The organism is Amycolatopsis sp. NBC_01286, from assembly GCF_035982555.1.
Lineage (GTDB): Bacteria > Actinomycetota > Actinomycetes > Mycobacteriales > Pseudonocardiaceae > Amycolatopsis.
Window position 1 is genome coordinate 10,137,503 of sequence record NZ_CP108428.1, and the last position, 19,355, is coordinate 10,156,857.

Consider the following 19,355-nt stretch of genomic DNA (forward strand, 5'->3'; position numbering starts at 1 on the left):
GTATCCCCGCCCAGCGCCGACGACGGCCATCACGATCCGGCGCCCATCGGCCGAGCTGCCTACCTGCACCCTGTGCCAGTCGCAGTCCTCGTCGACCTCGCCGCCGAGGACGCCCGCCTGGAACCGGCTCTCGGCCGCGAGGTCCGCCGCGTCGAGCGTGACTTGCCCCGGCAACGCCTAACCCGGCGGCTCCGGGGACGGCCGGGAAGGGGCCTCACGTCGCCGCAGGGCCACGCCGGCCACCACCGCCAGGGTCCCCAGTGCCTCCGGCAGGGTCGGCACCTGATGCAACAGCAGGAAGCCCGTCACGCCCGCCGTCACCGGGAGCAGGGCCAGCAGCACCGCGAAGCGGGCCTGGCCCAGGCGGCGCAGGACCACCTGGTCGAGCGCGTACGGCACCACCGTCGACAGCACGCCCACGCCGATGCCGAGCAGGAGCATGCGTGGCGAAGACCACACTTCTCCCGTGCCGAACGCCAGGGGCGAGAGCACGACCGTCGCCGCGGCGAAGCCGATCGCGAGGCTGTCGATGCCGTCGCCGTCGGTCGCCACCCGCTTGCCGATCAGGATGTAGCCCGCCCACGCGGTCGCCGCGGCCAGGGCGAACAGCACGCCCAGGGCGCTGCCGGACAGCCGGACGTCGGCGATCGCCACCACCCCGGCGACCACCAGCAGCAGGGCCAGCACGTCGCGGCGGGTGCGGGAGCCCGCGGCGGCCACCATCACGGGCCCGGCGAACTCCAGCGCGACGACCGTGCCCAGCGGGAGCCGGGCGATCGCCTCGTAGAACAGCACGTTCATGCCCGCGGTCACGATCCCGAAGACGCACGCCAGCAGCAGCCGCCGGCCCCGCCAGGCCGCGCGCGGCGGCCGCCGCCAGGCCAGCAGCACCACCGCCGCGCCCAGGCACCGCAGCCAGGCCACCCCGGCCGGCGTCGCGTGGCCGAAAAGATCGACCGCGATGGCCGCTCCGGCGTACATGGAAATTCCGCTGAGAACGAACAACAGCGGGGCGGGTACCGCGGAAACCTTCCGGACCGGCGTCAAGGAACTCACGACTCCATGGTGCCTGACCACGGAAAATGTGACTCTCCGGGTAATCCACTCCTGCATTGCGGGATCCCGCTACGACATCCGGGGTAAATCGACGTGACTCGGGTCCCACCGGCGCGGGAACACTTGCGGGCCGCGAAACGTCTGGAAGAGTGGAAGCACGAACACCGCGGAGCCGGAGACGATCGCCGTAGCCGACATCAGTCCGAAGTGGGCGTAGCTGGATCGATGGCACCGGGCAACCGGTGCCGGGACGGAGGGAGACCCCCATGACAACGCCGACGCTCACCCGCCCCGAACTGACCGCCCTCGACCGCTGTGACCGGTGCGGGGCCGCAGCTCAGGTACGCGCCGTCCTCAAGGGCGGCGAGCTTCTCTTCTGCGGGCACCACGCCCGCGAGCACGAGGCCAAGCTCAAGGAACTGTCCGCCGACATCCAGCGGTAACGACCTGGACACAAGCGAAGGCGGTCAGTGCGCACAGGCACTGGCCGCCTTCGTATTTCTCTAGCCGGCACAATCGACCGGCAAAGCTGCAAGTTGCCGATTGCCGCGCCGGAAATCACGGACAGGCCTCGGAATGCCGTGATTCCGGACACGAAACCGGACAAGAAGTCAGACAGAATCCAGCACGACTTCGAACGCGACTTCGGCGGCACCCAGCAGCTTCACGTCGGCACCCAGTGCCGAGCTGATGATCCGCGTGCCGCCGACCGCCCGGCTCACCAGGCTGCGCCGGCGGACCTCCGCGCCGACGTGCCGCAGGACCGCCTCCGGCAGCACCGTCAGCAGGTCGCCGAGGATCACCAGCTGCGGCCCGAGCAGGTTGACGACGTTGATCAGCCCGAGGGTCAGCCACTCGCCGAACTCCGCGAGCCGCGTCATCGCCGCTTCGGAGTCCCGGCCGAGCTCGCGCAGCTCGAACAGGATCGCGCCGCGCGGGGTGTCCTCGGCCAGCCCGAGCGCCCGGCACAACGCGGCCTCGCCGACCTCGGTCTCCCAGCAGCCGCTGCTGCCGCAGTAGCAGGGACGCCCGCCGGGCCGGATCACCATGTGCCCGATCTCGCCGACGTACCCCGCGCCGCCCCGCAGGGCCGCGCCTTCGGCGATGACCCCGCCGCCGACCCCGACGTCCGCCGAGATGTAGACCATGTCGGAGGACCCGCGGGCCGCTCCGCGCAGGTGCTCGGCGACCGCGCCGAGCTCGGCGTCGTTCCCGACCAGGATCGGGATCTGCAGGACACCGCCCAGCCGCTCGCCGAGCGCGACGTCGGTCCAGCGCAGGTTGGGTGCTTCGTGCACGTACCCGTCCGCGCGCCGGACGACGCCCGGTACCGACACCCCGACCGCCACCGGGCTCACGTCGAGGTCGCCGGCCAGGACGGTCGCCGACTCGATGACGTGGGTGATGACCTCTTCGGGCCGGTTCATCCGGCCCCGCAGGTTCCAGCTGTTGCGGCCCAGGATCTGGCCGCCCAGCCCCACGAGCGCGATCGCGACGTGCTCGACCTGCAGGTCGACCGCGAGCACGACCGCCGCGTGCGGCTGGGGCAGGACCAGGAGCGAGGGGCGGCCCGCCCCTCGTCCCGGCCTCGGCACCTTCTCCTCGACGACACCGGCTTCCGCCAGCCCGTCGACGAGGGTCTTGATCGTGCTCCGGTTGAGCCCCAGCTCGGCGGCCAGGGTCGCCCGGGTGCTCGGCCCGCCGACGTGCAGCAGGCGGAGCAGGGTCGTGCGGTTGTGCCGACGCACCTCGTCCGGTCGCGCGACGGGTGAGCTGGACACGGGCTTGATCATCCCATGCTGGTTCAGCGCGTCGACGCAGCCGCGCGGCGCCGCGACAGCGCGTCGACCGTGGCGGCGAGCAGGAGGACCAGGCCGGTGATGATGTTGACCACCGCGGCCGGCTGCTTGAGCAGGCCCAGGCCGTTGATGACCACCGCGATGACCAGGCCACCGACGACGGCGTCGGCCACGCGGCCCTTGCCGCCGAACAGCGACGTGCCGCCGATGACGGCCGCGCCGACCGAGTACAGCAGCGTGTTGAGGCCACCGGACTGCGGGCTGACCGAACCGACCTTCGACGCGGCGACGATGCCGCCGATGGCCGCGACCGCCGAGCCGATGATGAACACGCTCGCCCGGATCTTCGGCACGTCGATACCGGCGCGACGGGCGGCTTCCTTGTTGCCGCCGACCGCGTAGACGTACCGGCCGTACTTGGTGCGGTTGAGCACGTAGGTCCCGGCCACCAGCAGCACCAGCATGATCGGGATGACGTACGGGACGCCCTCGATCGTGACGACGGCCTTGTTCGGCGAGCGGTTGATCGTCAGCAGCCAGGTGCCCACCGCCGACAGCACGACGAGCGCGCCGACCTTGACCAGCACCAGCGCCGTCGGCTGCACGACCAGGCCGCGCTGGAGCCGCTTGAAGTGGCTGATCAGCGTGATCACGGCGAACCCGCCCGCGGCGACGAGGAAGAAGATCCAGCTGCCGAGGATGTTCAGGTTGCCGTTGGCGATCTTGTACAGGGTGTCCGAGTTGGTGATGCCGATCGTGCCGCCTTCACCGATGAACTGCAGCAGGACGCCCTGCCACACGATGAACAGCGCCAGCGTCACGACGAAGGACGGCATGCCGATCTTCGAGACGAGGAAGCCGGTGATGCAGCCGATCGCGGTGCCGACGCAGATGGCCAGCAGGATCTCGAGCCAGGCGTTGGCCGGGACGCCGACCGCGACGAGCAGGAGGCCGATCAGCGAAAGCGCGGCGCCGGCCCAGATCCGCTGGTAGGCCGACAGCAGCATGGCCACGGCGAGGACCGCGATGAACGTGATGAACACGCCGGAGCCCAAGGTGCCCAGCAGGTTTCCGGCGTGCACGTAGTGCAGGGCCATCACCGACGCGGCGGTGCCGGAGGCCACACCGGCGGCGAGGTCGATCTCGCCGAGCAGCAGCACGAAGACGATGCCCATCGCGATGATGATCACGCCCGCGCCCTGCGGGAACACGTTGGCGATGTTGGCCAGCGTGAAGAAGTTGTCCGACAGCGCGCTGAACAGGATGACCAGCACGAGCAGGCCGAACAGCGACGGCAGCGAGCCGAGCTCGCCGGCCCGGATGCGGGCGAAGTAGTCGCGAAGCGCTTCACCGGTTGACATCGATGTCGTGTCGATGCCGAAGTCGGTGATCGCCGCGGTGGGGTTCTGGGTCTGCGCGAGCGCGTCGGCGGGTGAGCCGACTTCGGGCTTGGCAGGGGTTTCAGTCATGTCCGGTTCTTTCTTCCCGCTCACAGGACCACGGCTTCGGGCCGGGCCAGGCCGAGGTCACCGGAGCGACCCGCGGTGATCAGTTCCACGATCTGGCCGTGGCTGACGTCCTTCGTGTGCACCTCGGCGACGAGGCGGCCGAGGTACAGCACCGAGATGCGGTCGGCGACCTCGAACACGTCGGCCATGTTGTGGCTGATCAGCACGACGCCGAGACCCTGCTCGGCCAGCCGGCGGACCAGGTCCAGCACCTGCCGGGTCTGCGCGACACCGAGGGCGGCGGTCGGCTCGTCCAGCACGACGACCTTGCTGTTCCACAGCACCGACTTCGCGATGGCCACGGTCTGGCGCTGACCACCGGACAGCGAGGAGACCGGCGTCCGGACCGACTTCACGGTCCGCACCGACAAGGAGGCCAGCGTCTCGCGAGCGGCCTTCTCCATGCTGGCCTCGTCCAGCTTCCAGCTGTTCCCGCGCTCACGGCCGAGGAACATGTTCTGGACGATGTCGAGGTTGTCGGCGAGGGCGAGATCCTGGTAGACGATCTCGATGCCGAGGTCCGCCGCGTCGCGCGGGCCGCGGATGTGGGCGTCCTCGCCGTTGAACCGCACGGCCCCCGAGTCGTACGGGTGGATGCCGGCGATGCACTTGACGAGGGTCGACTTGCCGGCGCCGTTGTCGCCGACCAGGGCGGTCACTTCGCCCGCACGCACGTCGAAGTCCACGTCGTGGAGGACGTGGACGGGGCCGAAGCTCTTGTTCAGGCCCTTGATCTCGAGGATGGGCTCACTCATGGATGGCATTTCTCCGAATTTCTTATGCCCTGTGCCGCCGCTCCGCCGATCGGCAAGCGAGGAGTGGGGACCGGGCCGGGGCGCGCCGTCGGGGTGCGCGTCCCGGCCCGGCTGTTCATGGGTACTACTGCCTACGGCTCAGGAGATGCCGAGCGAGGTGCACTTGGCGGCGAGGTCGCCACCGCAGATCTCGGTCGCCTTCACGTAGCCCTGGGTCACGACGGTCTTGATGTCCTTCTCCAGGATCAGGGTCGGCGTGAGCAGCACGGACTTGATGTCGCGGTTGTTCTTCGGGTCGTGGAGCTTGCCCGTCGCGATCGCGTCCGCACCGGCGGTGTCACCCTTGACCAGGGCAGCGGCCAGCTTGGCCGTGGCCTCGGCCTCTTCCTTGATCGGCTTGAAGATGGTCAGGTACTGGTCGCCGCGCATGATGGCCATGAGGCCGTCCGCGGTGGCGTCCTGGCCCGTGACCGGGACCTTGCCGTTGAGGCCGTTCTTCTTGAGGATCGTGATGACCGCGCCGGCCAGGCCGTCGTTCGCCGCCACGACGCCGTCGACCTTGCCGCCGTTGCCCTGCAGGATCTGCTCGAAGGTCGTGCCGCCGAGCTGGTTGTCCCAGTCGTTGATCGGCTGCTTCTGGACCAGCTTCAGCGCGTTGCTGGCGAACAGGGGCGCGAGGACGGAGTCCTGGCCCTTGGTGAACAGCGTCGCGTTGTTGTCGGTCGGGGCACCCTCGATCTGGATGACCTGCGCGCCCGGCTTGTCCTTCAGCTTGTCCGCGAGGCCCTGGCCCTGCAGCTGGCCGACCTTCTCGTTGTCGAACGAGACGTAGTAGTCGGCGGACCCGCCGAGGCTCGGCCGGTCGTAGTCGATGACCGGGATGCCGGCGCCCTTCGCCTTCGCCTCGACGGCGGCACCGACGGCCGGGTCGGACGGGGCGATGATCAGGGCCTTGACGCCGGAGCTGATGAAGCCGTCGGCCAGGGTGGTGAACTTCTGGGCGTCACCCTGGGCGTTCTGGATGTCGGCTTCGAAGCCCTGCGCCGTGAGAGCGGCCTGCAGCATCGGCTTGTCGAAAGCTTCCCAGCGGGCCGAGCTGGCGGTCTCCGGCAGGATGACACCGACCTTGCCGCTGGCGCCGCCCGCGGCGGCCGGAGCGGACGACGAGGCGGAGCTGCTCCCCGCGCCCCCGCTGTCCGAACTGTTTGCACCACACGCGGAGAGCACCAAGCCGGTGCTCACCGTGGCGGCGAGGAGGGTAAGGGTTCTGCTGCGCATCCTCGTTCCTTCCGGATCCAAGCATTGTGTCGATTCGGCCCGCGACTGCTGTCCCGGGCCTTGCGGGGCGGTGATCCGGAGGAGCCCCCGGCGCACCGACGCGCATATGTTGTGGGCGACAACATATGCCGCTGAGCGGCTGCGGGGAAGATAGCTGGATCGATTAAATGACACCAATTGGACACGGTTCGGCAACACAGGCTGACCGTCGCCCGGAAAGAGTAGATCCGCTGACGATGTGATCGCCACTACTCACCGTGTGTTACATCCAGGTTTCTTGACGGCGTGAAGGTAGCCCCGCCGCCGGAGTCCCGGACACCGAGCGTGGGCGCCGGCGAAGCCGTGGTGATCCCACCGACCACTCCCGTTCCTGGTCGCCGACTTGCGAAACCTTTCGCCCGGACTGCCCGAAGTGTCGTCCGCCTGGGAACGGACGGGCAGGGTGGTGGTGACAGCCGGGCACGCAGCGTCACAGCGACCGACGGGGCACCCCGAGAACGGACGGTGACGACGAACTTCAGCCTCTCGGGCGACACGGGAGAGGCAGAGGCGGCTCACGATGGAGTGACGGGGGCGGTCGAAGCCGGCTGCGGCCGGGACCGATCGGCTGACCTGCGACAAGGGCGACGATGGCGGTCGGCGGACCCACGACCCGGGCGGCGGAGGGCAGCGACTCGGAGGCGGCGAGGGCAGTAGGCGGACCTGCGACCGGGCGGCGAGGGGCGGCCAGCGGACCCGCGACTGGAGCAGTGAGGGCAGCGGGCAGACCTGCCGCGGCGACGAGAGCCGCCGACGGACCCGCGACCGGGGCGACGAGGGCGGGTGAGCAGACCCGCGGCGACTCGTCTGGCTAGAGCGAGGGCGCCGCCGCGGTGGCGAAGGCAGCAGGCAGACCGGCGGCGGCGAGGGGCCGCTGGCGGACCCGCGACTGGGGCGACGAGAGCGGCCAGCGGACCCCCGACTGGAGCTGCGAGGGCGGTGGGGCAGACCGGCGGCGGAGCCGCCGGGGCTGATCGGCAGGGTCGTGAGTGGATAACAGTGTTCTAACCCGTCTCCTCACTCACGACCGGCGACACCCGGGGGCATCCGACCGGGCCGCGCGAGCAGCCGGACCCGCGCCTGGCCGCCCCCGCGACCGTGCGCAGCTCGAACCAGCCACCAGGATCAGACCGCACTCCCGACCCGGCCACCGGGACCAGACCTCAGCACAACGGCTCCTCAGCACCACCGCAACGGGGCGTCACCAGGAGCGGAGGGTGACTATCCGTTCTTCCAGCTGCTCCATCGTCGCCATCGCTGTGGGTGGGCCGCCGCAGACTCGGCGTAGCTCGTTGTGGATCGCGCCGTGGGGCTTCTTCGTGCGGTGGTGGTACATGCCCACCAGGGCGTTCAGCTCCTTGCGCAGCGTGCCCAGCCGCTCGCTCACCGAGGCCGAGCGGGCCGGTGCCGGGGCCTGCTCCTCGGCCTTCGGCTTGCGGCGCTTCTCGTCCGCGACCTGCTCCTCCTGCCGCTTGCGCAGCAGAGCGCGGACCTGGTCCGGCTCCAGCAGGCCCGGCAGGCCGAGGTACTCCTGCTCCTCGTCGGAGCCCGAGAAGACCGCCGTGCCGAAGGAGTTGCCGTCGTAGATGACCTGGTCCAGCTCGGCCGAGGCGCCCAGCGAGGTGAACGCCTTCTCCTCCTCGCCCGGCTCGTCCTCGGTGCGGTTGGCCTGGGCGAGCAGCTCGTCCTCCCAGCCCTCCTGCTCGCGGTGGGGCTTGCCCAGCACGTGGTCGCGCTGCGCCTCCAGCTCGCTCGCCAGCTCCAGCAGCACCGGCACCGACGGCAGGAAGACGCTCGCCGTCTCGCCCTTCTTCCGGGCTCGCACGTACCGGCCGATCGCCTGGGCGAAGAACAGCGGGGTCGACGCGCTCGTGGCGTACACGCCGACGGCCAGCCGCGGGACGTCGACGCCTTCCGACACCATCCGGACGGCCACGATCCAGCGTTCGTTGGTCTCGGAGAACTCCTTGATCCGGCCCGAGGCCTTCGGATCGTCCGAGAGCACCAGCGTCGGCGTCTGGCCCGAGAGCCGCTCCAGGATCTTCGCGTACGCGCGCGCCGACTCCTGGTCGGTGGCGATGACCAGGCCGCCCGCGTCCGGCACGCTCTGGCGCACCTGCGACAGCCGCGTGTCGGCGGCGTGCAGCACCGCCGGCATCCACTCGCCCGCCGGGTCGAGGGCCGTGCGCCACGCGCGGGCGTTCTGCTCCGCGGTCAGCGGCTCGCCGAGCCGCGCGGTGAACTCCTCCCCCGCGCTGGTGCGCCAGGAGGCTTCACCCGAATAGGCGAGGAAGACGACCGGCCGGACCACGCCGTCGGCCAGCGCGTCGGCGTAGCCGTACGAGTGGTCGGCCTTGCTGCGCTGGAAGCCGCCGGCGTCCGGCTCGTAGGTGACGAACGGGATGGCCGAGTCGTCGGACCGGAACGGCGTCCCGGTCAGCGAGAGCCGCCGCACGGCCGGGGTGAAGGCCTCGCGGATCGCGTCGCCCCAGGACTTCGCGTCACCGCCGTGGTGGATCTCGTCGAGGATGACCAGCGTCTTGCGGTTCTCCGTGCGCACCCGGTGCAACGTCGGGTGCGCGGCGACCTGCGCGTACGTCAGCGCGACGCCATTGTAGTCCGACGAGGTGACACCGGTGGTGTTGCGGAAGTTCGAGTCGATCTGGATGCCGGCCACGGCCGCCGCCGACGCCCACTGGTGCTTCAGGTGCTCGGTCGGGGTGACGATGGTGACGGCCTCGATCGTGCGGTCCGACAGCAGCTCGGCCGCGATCCGCAGGCCGAACACGGTCTTGCCGGCGCCGGGCGTCGCCACCGCGAGGAAGTCCTTGGGCCGCTTCGTCAGGTACTTGGTCAGTGCCCGCCGCTGCCACGCCCGCAGCGGGCGCGCGGTCGAGTCCTTCTCCGCGGGAGGCGCCCCGAGCTGCGTCCCCGTCATGCCGGTCCCCCCTCGCTCAACTGCCGCTCAAGTGCTTTGACGTGCGAAAACCCTCACTGTGGTACCGACTTCGGCGTCAGTCGCAGCGGTGAGGGCACTGGAGCGAGTCTACCGGCCGGGTCCGACAGTTCCGGGCACCGGCACGGGTGATGTCCCCCGACACGCCCGGGTGCAGGGGTGGTGACGAGCCAAATCTCCACGGATGGACCATGCTGGACACCGTCATGGGTGAGGTGCAGCCGTCCGCAGCGACGAAGGTGGCCCGCAAGGGGCCGTGGCGCCTCCTCACGCGCACGCTCGGCAAGGCCTGGGAGGGCAACATCTTCTCGGAGGCCGCGGAAGCGGCCTTCTGGCAGACGCTCTCGCTGCCGCCGCTGCTGCTGGGCCTGCTCGGCAGCCTGGGTTTCGTCGGCGAGTGGTTCGGCCAGGACGTCGTCGCGCAGGTGCACGACCGGATCATCGGCTTCTGCCGCACCGTCTTCAGCGCCAACGCCGTCCAGGACATCATCGAACCGACGGTGAACAGCATCCTCACCGTCGGCAAGGGCGAGATCGTCTCGATCGGCTTCCTCATCTCGCTGTGGGCCGGCTCGTCGGCGATGTCGTCGTTCGTGGACGCGATCACCGTCGCGCACGACCAGTACGGCGTCCGCAACGACGTCTGGCAGCGGATCTTCGCGCTGCTGCTCTACCTGTGCGGCCTGGTGGTCCTGGTGGTCGGCCTGCCGCTGCTGGCCATCGGCCCGGACCTGCTGCCCGAGTTCTTCCCCTCGGACTGGCGCCCGACCGTGTCCTCGTGGGTGAGCGCGCTCTACTTCCCGGCGCTCGGCGCGATGATCACCCTCGCGCTGACGACGTTGTACAAGCTCGCGCTGCCGCGGAAGCTGCCGTGGCACCGCGGGCTGCCGGGCGCGGTGCTCGCCATGGTCGTGTTCCTGCTCTCCTCGGTCGGCCTGCGCGTCTACCTGAACTGGATCACCAAGACGGGCTACACCTACGGCGCGCTGGCCGCGCCGATCGCGTTCCTGCTGCTGATGTTCTTCATCGGGCTGGCCGTGGTCGGCGGCGCGTACTTCAACAGCGCGCTCCAGGAGCTGTGGCCGGCGAAGGCGACCCGGCGCCAGCGCCGCAAGTGGCGCCGGCTGGAGATGGAACGCGCGTCCGAGCGGCTGCGCACCGAGGACGGGCGCAAGCTGTGGGAACGCTCGACGATGCCGCTGCGCCGCCCCCGCGCCGAGGACGTGAACGGCGCCGCGGAGGCGCCCGACGGCGAGGCACCGTCCGATGAGGACGGATCGTCGTCACCCAGCGCGCCGGAACCGGCACCCAGCGCTGCTCAGGGTGGGGGCTCATCCGAAGGGACCACCCGGAATCCACCCACAGGCTGAGTCGCTCCTCAGTTCGGACATGGCACGCTCAGCGGGTCACTGACGCAGGCGTCGGTCGCCGCGTCGTTCCCGAGGGGGTTCCCAAGTCATGTCCGTGCTGGCCAGATTGAGCCTGCGCAACCGAAGCCTGATCGGCCTGCTCGCGCTCGTCATCGTCGGCTTCGGTGCCTTCGCGCTGCCGCAGATCAAGCAGCAGCTGTTCCCGTCGCTGCAGTTCCCGCAGGCGCAGATCGTCACCGCGTACGCGGGCGCGTCCCCGGACGCGGTCGACAAGCAGGTCACCGAGCCGCTCGAAGGCGGCCTCCAGGGGCTCAAGGGCCTCGAGGAGCTGAATTCGACGTCTTCCGACGGGGTGTCGCGGGTCGTCGCGCAGTTCGAGTTCGGGACCGACATCGACGCCGCCGTCTCCCAGATCCAGCAGGCGGTGAACCAGGTCCGGACCCGGCTGCCGCAGAACTCCGAGCCTGCCGTGTCCGCGGGCAGCACCGACGACCTGCCGGTCGTGCTGGTCGCCGCCGGCACCGCCGGGGACCCGCAGCAGCTCGCCCCCGCGCTGACCGACCAGGTCGCGCCGGAGCTGCGCAAGATCGACGGCGTCCGCACGGTCACCGTCACCGGCGTGCAGCAGCCGCGGGTCACGATCACCCTCGACTACGCGAAGCTGGCCGCCGCGGGCGTCGACCCGACGTCGATCGCCACCGCGCTGCAGACGGCGGGCGCGGCCGTGCCGGCCGGGACGCTCACCGAAGGCGGCAAGACGCTGTCGGTCCAGGTCGGCGGCGCGCAGACCACTGTGGACACGATCCGCAACCTCTACCTCACGCCGAGCGCCGCGGCCGGGGCTTCCCGCGCGGGCGCTCCGGCCCGGGGACCGGTGAAGCTCGGTGACGTCGCCGACGTCCAGACCGGGTTCGCCCCGCCGACGTCGATCACGCGCACCAACGGCAAGCCGAGCCTCGGCCTCTCGATCACCATGGTGGACAACGGGAACGCCGTCGCGATCTCCGACGCGGTGCGCGACAAGCTGCCCGACCTGGCGAAGAAGACCGGCTCCGAGATGAGCGTCGTGTTCGACCAGGGCACGCCGGTGAAGGACGCGATCAGCGGCCTGACCACCGAAGGCCTGCTGGGCCTGGCGTTCGCCGTCATCGTGATCCTGCTGTTCCTGCTGTCGGTGCGCTCGACGCTGGTGACCGCGGTCTCGATCCCGCTGTCGGTGATCGTCGCGCTGCTGGCGCTGTGGACCGGCGACCTGTCACTCAACCTGCTCACCCTCGGCGCGCTCACCATCGCGATCGGCCGGGTGGTCGACGACTCGATCGTGGTGCTGGAGAACATCAAACGCCACCTCGCGTACGGCGAGGAGAAGCAGCGGGCGGTGCTCGACGGCGTCCGCGAGGTGGCCGGCGCGGTCACCTCGTCCACGCTGACGACCGTCGCGGTGTTCCTGCCGATCGCGTTCGTCGGCGGGTTCGTCGGGGAGCTGTTCTCGCCGTTCGCGATCACCGTGACGGTGGCGCTGCTGGCGTCGCTGCTCGTGTCGCTGACCGTGGTCCCGGTGCTCGCGTACTGGTTCCTCAAGCAGCCGAAGGTGCCCGCCGACGCCATCGAGGCCGAGCGGGCGCGCGAAGCCGCCGTCGAGAAGGAGCGCCGCGGCCTGCTGCAGCGCGCCTACCTGCCGGTGATCCGGTTCGCCACCAAGCGGCGCCTCACCGTCGTCCTGCTGGCGCTGCTGATCTTCGCCGGCACCGTCGGCCTCGCGACCCGGCTGAACACCAACTTCCTCGACCAGTCCGGCGGCACCACGCTGAACATGACGCAGAAGCTGCCCGCGGGCGCCAGCGTCGAGGCCAAGGAGAAGGCCGCCACGGCGGTCGAGCAGGCCCTGGCGGCCGAGAAGTCCGTGCAGACCTACCAGGTCAGCGTCGGCGGGGGTGGCGCTTTCGGCGGCTTCGGCGGCGGCGGCACGTCGACCAGCATCTCCGTCACCGTCGCGAAGGACACCGATCTCGACGCGCTGTCGAGCCGGCTGCGTGACGAGCTGACGTCCCGGCCCGAGCTGGGCGAGATCAAGATCGGCGCCGACGCCTCCGGGTTCAACTCCGACCAGGTCTCGGTCACCGTGACCGCGCCGTCGGAAGCGGCGCTGAAGCCCGCGTCCGACCAGGTGCAGCAGGCGCTGCAAGGGGTTTCCGGGCTGACCGAGGTGACCAGCGACCTGTCCGTCGGCTCGCCGCGGGTGCAGGTCGAGGTGGACGACGCCGCGGCCGCCGCGCGCGGGCTGTCGGCGAGCACCATCGGCCAGGTCGCCAACCAGGCGATCGCCGGGCGCACGGTGACGCAGCTCCCGGTCGACGGCCAGCGCACGGACGTCGTGCTCCGCGCCGGCACCGCGCCGGTGTCCGTGGACCAGGTCAAGGGCCTGCCGATCCCCGGCCCGGCCGGTGTCGTCCGGCTGGACGAGGTCGCGAAGGTGTCCACTGTGGACGGCCCGGCGTCGGTGCACCGCACCGGCGGCGACCTCAGCACCACCGTCACGGCCAAGAACACCGGTGACAACCTGAGCAAGACGACCGCGGACATCCAGTCCAAGCTGGACGGCATCACGTTCGCCGGCGGCGCGGCGTACTCGCTCGGCGGTGTGAGCCAGGACCAGCAGGAGGCGTTCTCGAACCTCTTCCTGGCGCTGCTCGCGGCCATCGCGATCGTGTTCCTGATCATGGTGGCGACGTTCCGCAGCCTGATCCAGCCGCTGATCCTGCTGGTGTCGATCCCGTTCGCGGCGACCGGCGCGATCGGGCTGCTGCTGGCCACCGGCACCGCGCTCGGCCTGCCGTCGCTGATCGGGATGCTGATGCTCGTCGGCATCGTCGTGACCAACGCGATCGTGCTGATCGACCTGATCAACCAGTACCGCGCCGAGGGGATGAGCGTCGCCGACGCCGTCACCGAAGGCGGCCGGCGCCGGCTGCGGCCGATCCTGATGACCGCGGCGGCGACGATCTTCGCGCTCGTCCCGATGGCACTGGGCATCACCGGCCAGGGCGGCTTCATCGGCCAGCCCCTGGCGATCGTGGTGATCGGCGGCCTGGTCAGCTCGACGCTGCTGACGCTGGTGCTGGTCCCGACCCTCTACACGATGGTCGAGACCCGCAAGGAACGCCGCCACGCGCGCCGCGAAGCCCGCCGGCACCCGGTCGAGGCCCCGGAGTCGGAGTCCCTGGACCCCGCCCCCACCGCCTGACCGTTTGACGAAGGCCCGGCACTTTCACGTGAAAGTGCCGGGCCTTCGGCGTTCACCCGGCGTGTCGACCCTTCAACCACGCGAGTCGGCTTCTCAATCACGCGTGTCGGCCCTTCCAGCACGGCTCGAGTGGCGGCTACTGCTTGAAGCGGTAGGTCATGCTGTCGAAGAGGATGCAGATGCTCGGCGACATCACGATGACCCGCAGGGTGTTGTCCCGCTCGTCGAAGTCGAGGCCTTCGACCTCGAAGGTCCCGCTGCAGCCGCTGCGCAGTGGCAGCTGGCCGAGCGAGGTGACGTGGCCGGCGACGTCGGAGCCGTTGAGGCCGCCGGCGAGGTCCACCTGCAGCAGCGGCTTCGTCGTGCCGAAGAGGCTGCCGTCCGGGTCGTCGGACGAGCAGAGCAGCCGGGTCGCGGTCTGGAAGTCGCAGCCCTGGACGTCGCGGACCGGGTGGTCGAGCCGGATCGTCCCGGCCAGCGGCAGGTTCTGCGCGGGGGTCGTGAACACCACGCCGGGCATCGGGTGGACCAGGAGCCGGTCCATGGTGCCGTACTCGCCCTCGACCAGCCAGCGCGCGTCGGGCGAGACGGCGGCGAACGAGTTGTTGTTCGCCTCCCACGACTCGAGGCTGTGCTTGTAGTTCGCCCACGAGCCGTCCGGCGCCTGGACGCGGTAGAGCTTCCCGCCCCGGTCGTCGCGCTGGTAGGGCTCGACGTACCAGCCCTGCGCCGACCCGGGGTCGCCGATGTGGTTCCAGCCCTGGGAGTTCAGGTCGGCCGGGATGGTGCTGAGCCCGGTGTAGCGGATGGTGGTGCCCGACGGCCGCACGATCGTCGCGAGCCCCTGGCTTTCGTCGAGGGCGCGGGCCTGGTCCTTGCCGACCTCGGTCCAGCCGGTGACGGCCTGCGCCAGCGCGGGCGCGAACACGGTGAGCAGGGCGGCTACGGCGACGATGATCCCGGTTCTGCGCATGACGCCTCCGGTGGGAGTGGGAAACCTGGCGAACCGGATCTACCAGCACTACCGGGCGTCGCGCACCCGTCTAATGAAGGGTTTTCACGTTTGACCCCGAGACTTGTCCCCTTTTGGACAAACCGCAGTCGGACAGGATTGAACCCCGGCGGACGACGTCAGCCGGGGTTCCGGGCGCGGGGTCACTCCCCCTTACGCAGCCCGTCGAAGATCTCCTTGCAGGCCGGGCAGACCGGCGAACCGGGCTTCGGCGACTTCGTCACCGGGAAAACCTCACCGCACAGCGCCACCACGTGATTGCCCATGACCGCGCTCTCGGCGATCTTGGCCTTCTTCACGTAGTGGAACATCTTCGGTGTGTCGTCGTCGGTGGTCTCCGTGCCCTCGGGCGTGGTTTCCGGCTTCGTCAGCGTCTCGGTGCTCACCCGGCCATTGTGCCCCAGTCCCCCCGAAGCTCGTACGAAAGCCCCTCGACCTGGCAGGATCGGCGGCATGTTCCAGAAGGTGCTCGCGACGTTCGGCTCGGGCGGAGCGAAGATCGACGCCCGCCTGCTCGACCGCACGGCCGCCCCCGGCCGCCCGTTGCACGGCGAGGTCCTGCTGCTCGGCGGCGAGGTCGACCAGGAGATCAACGCGCTGGGCGTGACGCTGCTGGCCCGCGTCCAGGTCCCCGGCGAGGACAAGACCGAAGACCTCCCGTTCGGTGCGCAGCAGCTCGTCGGCCGCGAGACCATCCGCGCCGGTCAGCAGGTGCGCGTGCCGTTCGAGATCCCGCTGCCCTGGGAGACGCCGGTCACGAGCGTCTTCGGCAAGCCCCTGGTGGGGACAGCGGTCGGCGTGCGCGCCGAGCTGGACCTCGCGGCCGCCGTGTCCGACCCGTTCGACGCCGACGCCGTCGCGATCGAGCCGCTCCCGGCACAGAAGCGGGTCCTCGACGCACTCGGCCGGATCGGTTTCGTCTACCACGAGGCGATCCTGGAGCAGGGCCGGATCAACGGCGCGAACCAGCAGCTCGCCTTCTTCCAGGAGATCCGCTTCGCGCCTTCACCGCGCTTCGCGAGTGTCTTTTCCCAGGTCGCGGTCACGTTCCTGACGTCGTCGGAGCGCACCGACGTCGTCCTGGAGGTCACCAAGCGGGTCCGGGTGAGCAAGACCGGCGGCTTCGGCGGCCGCGGCCAGGAGTTCCTCGGCCTGTTCACCATGAAGCCGGACGTGAACTGGGAGAAGCAGCTCGAAGACTGGTTCGACCAGGTGGCGCGGCCGCGCGGGATCTTCGACTAGCCGTGGAGACGCACCGTCCGTACATGCCCGGGTACGGGATCGCGCCCGCCGGCGAGGTGCTGTGGTTCTCGTCGTCGCTGCGGTCGGTGAAGGCCCGCAACGTCGCCGCGGGCTCGGCGGTGTCGATCGCGACGGACGACCCGTACGAGCCGGTCGTCGTCGAGGGCACCGCCGAGGTCGTCACCGATCCGGCGGCGCTGCGGGAGTTCCTGGACGCGATGAACGTCAAGTACCGGACGTCGTACGAGGAAGACTTCCTCGAACCGGCCGCCAACGCCTCGATGCGGCTGCGGCCGGAGAAGGTGATCGGGTTGCGGGAGAAGGACTTCACGAACACCCCGACGCGCTGGACGTTCCCGTGAAGTGGGCCGAAGCGATCGCCGCGCTCGGCGGCACGCCGGATGCCTGGGCCCGGCTCGAAAGCCGTTACGGAGAGCCCCATCGCCGTTACCACACGCTCACCCACGCGGCCGCCGTCGCGTGTGACTCCGCCTGGCTGGCCGGCGGTCTCGGCGAGACCGACCGGGCCATCGTCGCCGTCGCGGCGTGGGCGCACGATGTCGTCTACGACGCGAACCCCGGCGAAGACGAACGCGCGAGCGCGGCCTGGGCCCGGGAAGCGCTGACCGGGGTCGCCGAAGCGCAGGTCGAGCGCGTGGAAGGCTTGATCCTGGCCACGATCAAGCACGACGCGCCGGCCGGCGACCACCTCGCCACCGCGCTGCTCGACGCCGACCTCGCGATCCTGGGCGCGCCCGAAGCGCAGTACGCGGAGTACGCCGGAGCCGTGCGCCAGGAGTACGCGAAGTACCCCGACGACGTCTGGCGCGAAGGGCGCATCGCCGTCCTCGAAGGCATGCTGTCGCGGACGCTCTACCGCAGCGAAGCCGCGCGGGCACGCTGGGCGACCGCCGCGGAAAAGAACCTGACCGCCGAGCTGACCCGCTGGCGCCGGGACCGACCCGATCACCGATGATGGTTCCTCGTGACCACCCCACTCAACCTGCACGAAGAGGTCGCTTCCGCGCTGCGTGACGGGCACCCCGTCGTCGCGCTGGAGAGCACCATCCTGTCCCACGGCCTGCCGCCGGGCCGCAACCTCGACGTCGCCCGGCGCCTCGAGCGCGTGGTGCGCGACGGCGGCGCCGTCCCGGCCACCATCGCGGTGCTCGACGGACGCGTCGTCGTCGGCCTCTCTCCCGCCGAGCTGGAACGCGTCTGCGCACCGGACGCCGGGCTGGACAAGCTGTCGCTGCGCGACCTCGGCCCGGCCGTCGGCCTCGGCCGCTCGGGCGCGACGACCGTGGCGAGCACGTCGGCGCTGGCCGCCGCGGCCGGCATCGGGATGTTCGCCACCGGCGGCCTGGGCGGGGTGCACGTCGGCGCCGCGCAGTCCTGGGACGTCTCGGCGGACCTCGGCGTGCTCGCGAAGGTGCCGACCGTGGTCGTCTGCTCCGGCGTGAAGTCGGTGCTCGACATCCCGGCGACCCTCGAGGTCCTGGAGACGAACTCGGTGCCGGTGCTGGGGTACCGCACCGACGACTTCCCGGCGTTCTACCTGCGCTCGTCCGGGCACGCCGTGGGCTGGCGCGTCGACGACGCGAAGCAGGCCGCCGCGGTGGTCGCCGCGCACCGCGCGTACGCGGGTTCCGGTGTCCTGCTGGCGAACCCGATCCCCGAAGCGTCCGAAATGGACAAAAAGCTGCACGACCGGCTGCTCGCCGAGGGCCTGGCGCTGGTGGCCGAGCGGGGCGTGCACGGCGCCGAGGTCACGCCGGTGCTGCTGGAGCACTTTCACACCGCGAGCGGCGGGGTGAGCATCGACGCGAACGAGGCGCTGGTGCTCAACAACGCCAAGCTGGCGACCGACGTCGCGGTGGCGCTCGCATGACCGGCATCGTGGTGGTCGGCGACGCGGCCCTCGACGTGATCGCCCGGCACGACAAGCCGTTGCCGCACGGCGGCGACGCCCGCGCGAAGATCCGGTTCACCGGTGGCGGCTCGGGCGCCAACACGGCGCTGTGGCTGCGTTCGCTGGACGCGGACACGACGCTGCTCGCGCGCATCGGCGACGACCCCGGCGGCCGGCTGATCAAGGCCGAGCTGGAGGCCGCGGGCGTGCGCTGCGCGTTCGCGGTCGACGCCGAGGCGCCGACGTGCTGCGTCGTGGTGATGGTCGACGCCACCGGGCAGCGGAGCATGCTCGCCGACCGCGGCGCCAACCAGCGCTTCGCGCCCGAGGACGTCACGCCGGAGGCGCTGGCCGGGGCGGGGCACCTGCACCTGTCCGGTTACGTGCTGCTCGACCCGCCGTCGCGGGCCGCGGGTCTCGCGTCGCTGGCGCTCGCCCGGGAGCTGGGCCTGACGACGTCGGTGGACCCACAGGCGGCGGCGCACATCACCGACCCGGCGGCGTTCCTCGACGACGTCCGTGGCGTCGACCTGCTGATGCCGAACACCGAGGAGCTGGTCGCGCTGACCGGGTCCGCGGACCCCGCGTCGGCGAAGGAGCTGCTCGGCGCGGTCGGCGCGGTGGTGGTCACCGCCGGCCTGAACGGCGCGAGCTGGGTCGACGGCGGCGGCGTCACGAGCGTGCCCGCGATCGAGGCCGACTGCGTCGACTCGACGGGCGCGGGCGACGCGTTCGACGCGGGCGTGCTCACCGGCTGGCTGGCCGGGGAGTCCACTGTGGACATCCTGCGCCACGGGACGCGGCTGGGCGCGCTGGCCGTCGGGAAGGTGGGCCCGCAGCCCGGCTAACCGTCGATGACGCGGTGGGTGGTGTGCTCGATCGCCGTCGGCTCGGCCTGGAAGCGGTTGACCTTCTCGGTCTTGCGCGGCGGGCTGTCGTTGGCGATCAGCACCGCGATCCACGGCAGCGGCACCGAGATCGCGAGGAACCCGAGCGCCAGCCACCACACGTGGTAGGTCAGCCCGGCGAGGATCAGACACGGGATGCGGCACGCCATCATGATGACGTACTTGCGCTTGCGAGCCCTGAACTGCTCTTCGTACGACGGGGCCGCCCCGGTGATCAGCACCGGGTCCGAGTCGTTGGCGGGCATGGTCACTGCACCACCTCCGCCGTCCATCGTC

At 70.7% G+C, this 19,355-nt stretch carries 17 protein-coding genes; 8 read left to right on the forward strand and 9 right to left on the reverse strand.

Annotated features, from left to right (window positions below):
- Positions 1-177: 177 nt before the first annotated feature.
- Positions 178-981, reverse strand: a complete 804-nt coding sequence (locus OG570_RS45640; protein ID WP_326954813.1) for an EamA family transporter — start codon at positions 979-981, stop codon at positions 178-180.
- A 341-nt stretch (positions 982-1,322) separates the two neighbouring features.
- On the opposite strand from OG570_RS45640, the gene OG570_RS45645 reads away from it, so the two are divergent.
- Complete coding sequence (locus OG570_RS45645) at positions 1,323-1,499, forward strand: DUF7455 domain-containing protein (protein ID WP_247063514.1); 177 nt, start codon at positions 1,323-1,325, stop codon at positions 1,497-1,499.
- Positions 1,500-1,667: 168 nt separating this feature from the next.
- Here the strand turns inward: OG570_RS45645 and OG570_RS45650 are convergent, their stop codons facing one another.
- The 5 genes from OG570_RS45650 to OG570_RS45670 form a co-directional block, all read right to left on the reverse strand.
- The gene (locus OG570_RS45650; RefSeq protein WP_326947682.1) at positions 1,668-2,849 is read right to left on the reverse strand and encodes an ROK family transcriptional regulator; all 1,182 of its coding nucleotides are present in this window, start codon (positions 2,847-2,849) and stop codon (positions 1,668-1,670) included.
- 11 nt (positions 2,850-2,860) lie between these two features.
- Positions 2,861-4,324 carry a sugar ABC transporter permease gene (locus tag OG570_RS45655; RefSeq protein WP_326947681.1) on the reverse strand — a complete coding sequence of 488 codons (1,464 nt, stop codon included), beginning with the start codon at positions 4,322-4,324 and terminating at the stop codon, positions 2,861-2,863.
- Between the two features lie 20 nt (positions 4,325-4,344).
- Positions 4,345-5,118, reverse strand: a complete 774-nt coding sequence (locus OG570_RS45660) for an ATP-binding cassette domain-containing protein (RefSeq protein WP_326947680.1) — start codon at positions 5,116-5,118, stop codon at positions 4,345-4,347.
- A 138-nt stretch (positions 5,119-5,256) separates the two neighbouring features.
- Positions 5,257-6,396 (reverse strand): sugar ABC transporter substrate-binding protein, encoded by a 1,140-nt coding sequence (locus OG570_RS45665; protein ID WP_326947679.1) that lies wholly within the window; start codon positions 6,394-6,396, stop codon positions 5,257-5,259.
- A gap of 1,240 nt (positions 6,397-7,636) precedes the next feature.
- Positions 7,637-9,373 (reverse strand): DEAD/DEAH box helicase, encoded by a 1,737-nt coding sequence (locus OG570_RS45670; protein ID WP_326947678.1) that lies wholly within the window; start codon positions 9,371-9,373, stop codon positions 7,637-7,639.
- Between the two features lie 209 nt (positions 9,374-9,582).
- Between OG570_RS45670 and OG570_RS45675 the strand changes: the two genes are divergently transcribed.
- Positions 9,583-10,761: a YihY/virulence factor BrkB family protein gene (locus OG570_RS45675; protein ID WP_442788235.1), complete on the forward strand. Its 1,179-nt coding sequence runs from the start codon at positions 9,583-9,585 to the stop codon at positions 10,759-10,761.
- An 88-nt stretch (positions 10,762-10,849) separates the two neighbouring features.
- Positions 10,850-14,005, forward strand: coding sequence for an efflux RND transporter permease subunit (locus OG570_RS45680; RefSeq protein ID WP_326954814.1), 3,156 nt, complete (start codon positions 10,850-10,852; stop codon positions 14,003-14,005).
- 136 nt (positions 14,006-14,141) lie between these two features.
- On the opposite strand, the gene OG570_RS45685 is transcribed toward OG570_RS45680, so the two are convergent.
- Together OG570_RS45685 and OG570_RS45690 are read right to left on the reverse strand one after the other, a co-directional pair.
- The gene (locus OG570_RS45685; RefSeq protein ID WP_326954815.1) at positions 14,142-14,978 is read right to left on the reverse strand and encodes a hypothetical protein; all 837 of its coding nucleotides are present in this window, start codon (positions 14,976-14,978) and stop codon (positions 14,142-14,144) included.
- Positions 14,979-15,160: 182 nt separating this feature from the next.
- Positions 15,161-15,403 (reverse strand): DUF3039 domain-containing protein, encoded by a 243-nt coding sequence (locus OG570_RS45690; protein ID WP_247063499.1) that lies wholly within the window; start codon positions 15,401-15,403, stop codon positions 15,161-15,163.
- A gap of 67 nt (positions 15,404-15,470) precedes the next feature.
- On the opposite strand from OG570_RS45690, the gene OG570_RS45695 reads away from it, so the two are divergent.
- From OG570_RS45695 to OG570_RS45715, 5 genes are read left to right on the forward strand one after another with little or no spacing between them, the layout of a single operon-like run.
- Complete coding sequence (locus OG570_RS45695; protein ID WP_326954816.1) at positions 15,471-16,259, forward strand: sporulation protein; 789 nt, start codon at positions 15,471-15,473, stop codon at positions 16,257-16,259.
- Positions 16,260-16,282: 23 nt separating this feature from the next.
- Positions 16,283-16,621, forward strand: coding sequence for a pyridoxamine 5'-phosphate oxidase family protein (locus OG570_RS45700; RefSeq protein ID WP_326954817.1), 339 nt, complete (start codon positions 16,283-16,285; stop codon positions 16,619-16,621).
- Positions 16,618-17,235 carry an HD domain-containing protein gene (locus OG570_RS45705; RefSeq protein WP_326954818.1) on the forward strand — a complete coding sequence of 206 codons (618 nt, stop codon included), beginning with the start codon at positions 16,618-16,620 and terminating at the stop codon, positions 17,233-17,235. Before OG570_RS45700 ends, OG570_RS45705 begins: the two co-directional genes overlap by 4 nt.
- 9 nt (positions 17,236-17,244) lie before the next feature.
- Positions 17,245-18,150, forward strand: coding sequence for a pseudouridine-5'-phosphate glycosidase (locus OG570_RS45710; RefSeq protein ID WP_326954819.1), 906 nt, complete (start codon positions 17,245-17,247; stop codon positions 18,148-18,150).
- A complete protein-coding gene (locus OG570_RS45715) occupies positions 18,147-19,019 on the forward strand; it encodes a carbohydrate kinase family protein (RefSeq protein WP_326954820.1) in 873 nt (290 codons plus the stop codon). Before OG570_RS45710 ends, OG570_RS45715 begins: the two co-directional genes overlap by 4 nt.
- Here OG570_RS45715 and OG570_RS45720 read toward each other — a convergent pair.
- Positions 19,016-19,351, reverse strand: a complete 336-nt coding sequence (locus OG570_RS45720) for a DUF3099 domain-containing protein (RefSeq protein ID WP_247063491.1) — start codon at positions 19,349-19,351, stop codon at positions 19,016-19,018. The two genes, OG570_RS45715 and OG570_RS45720, sit on opposite strands and share 4 nt — an antisense overlap.
- Positions 19,352-19,355 lie beyond the last annotated feature (4 nt).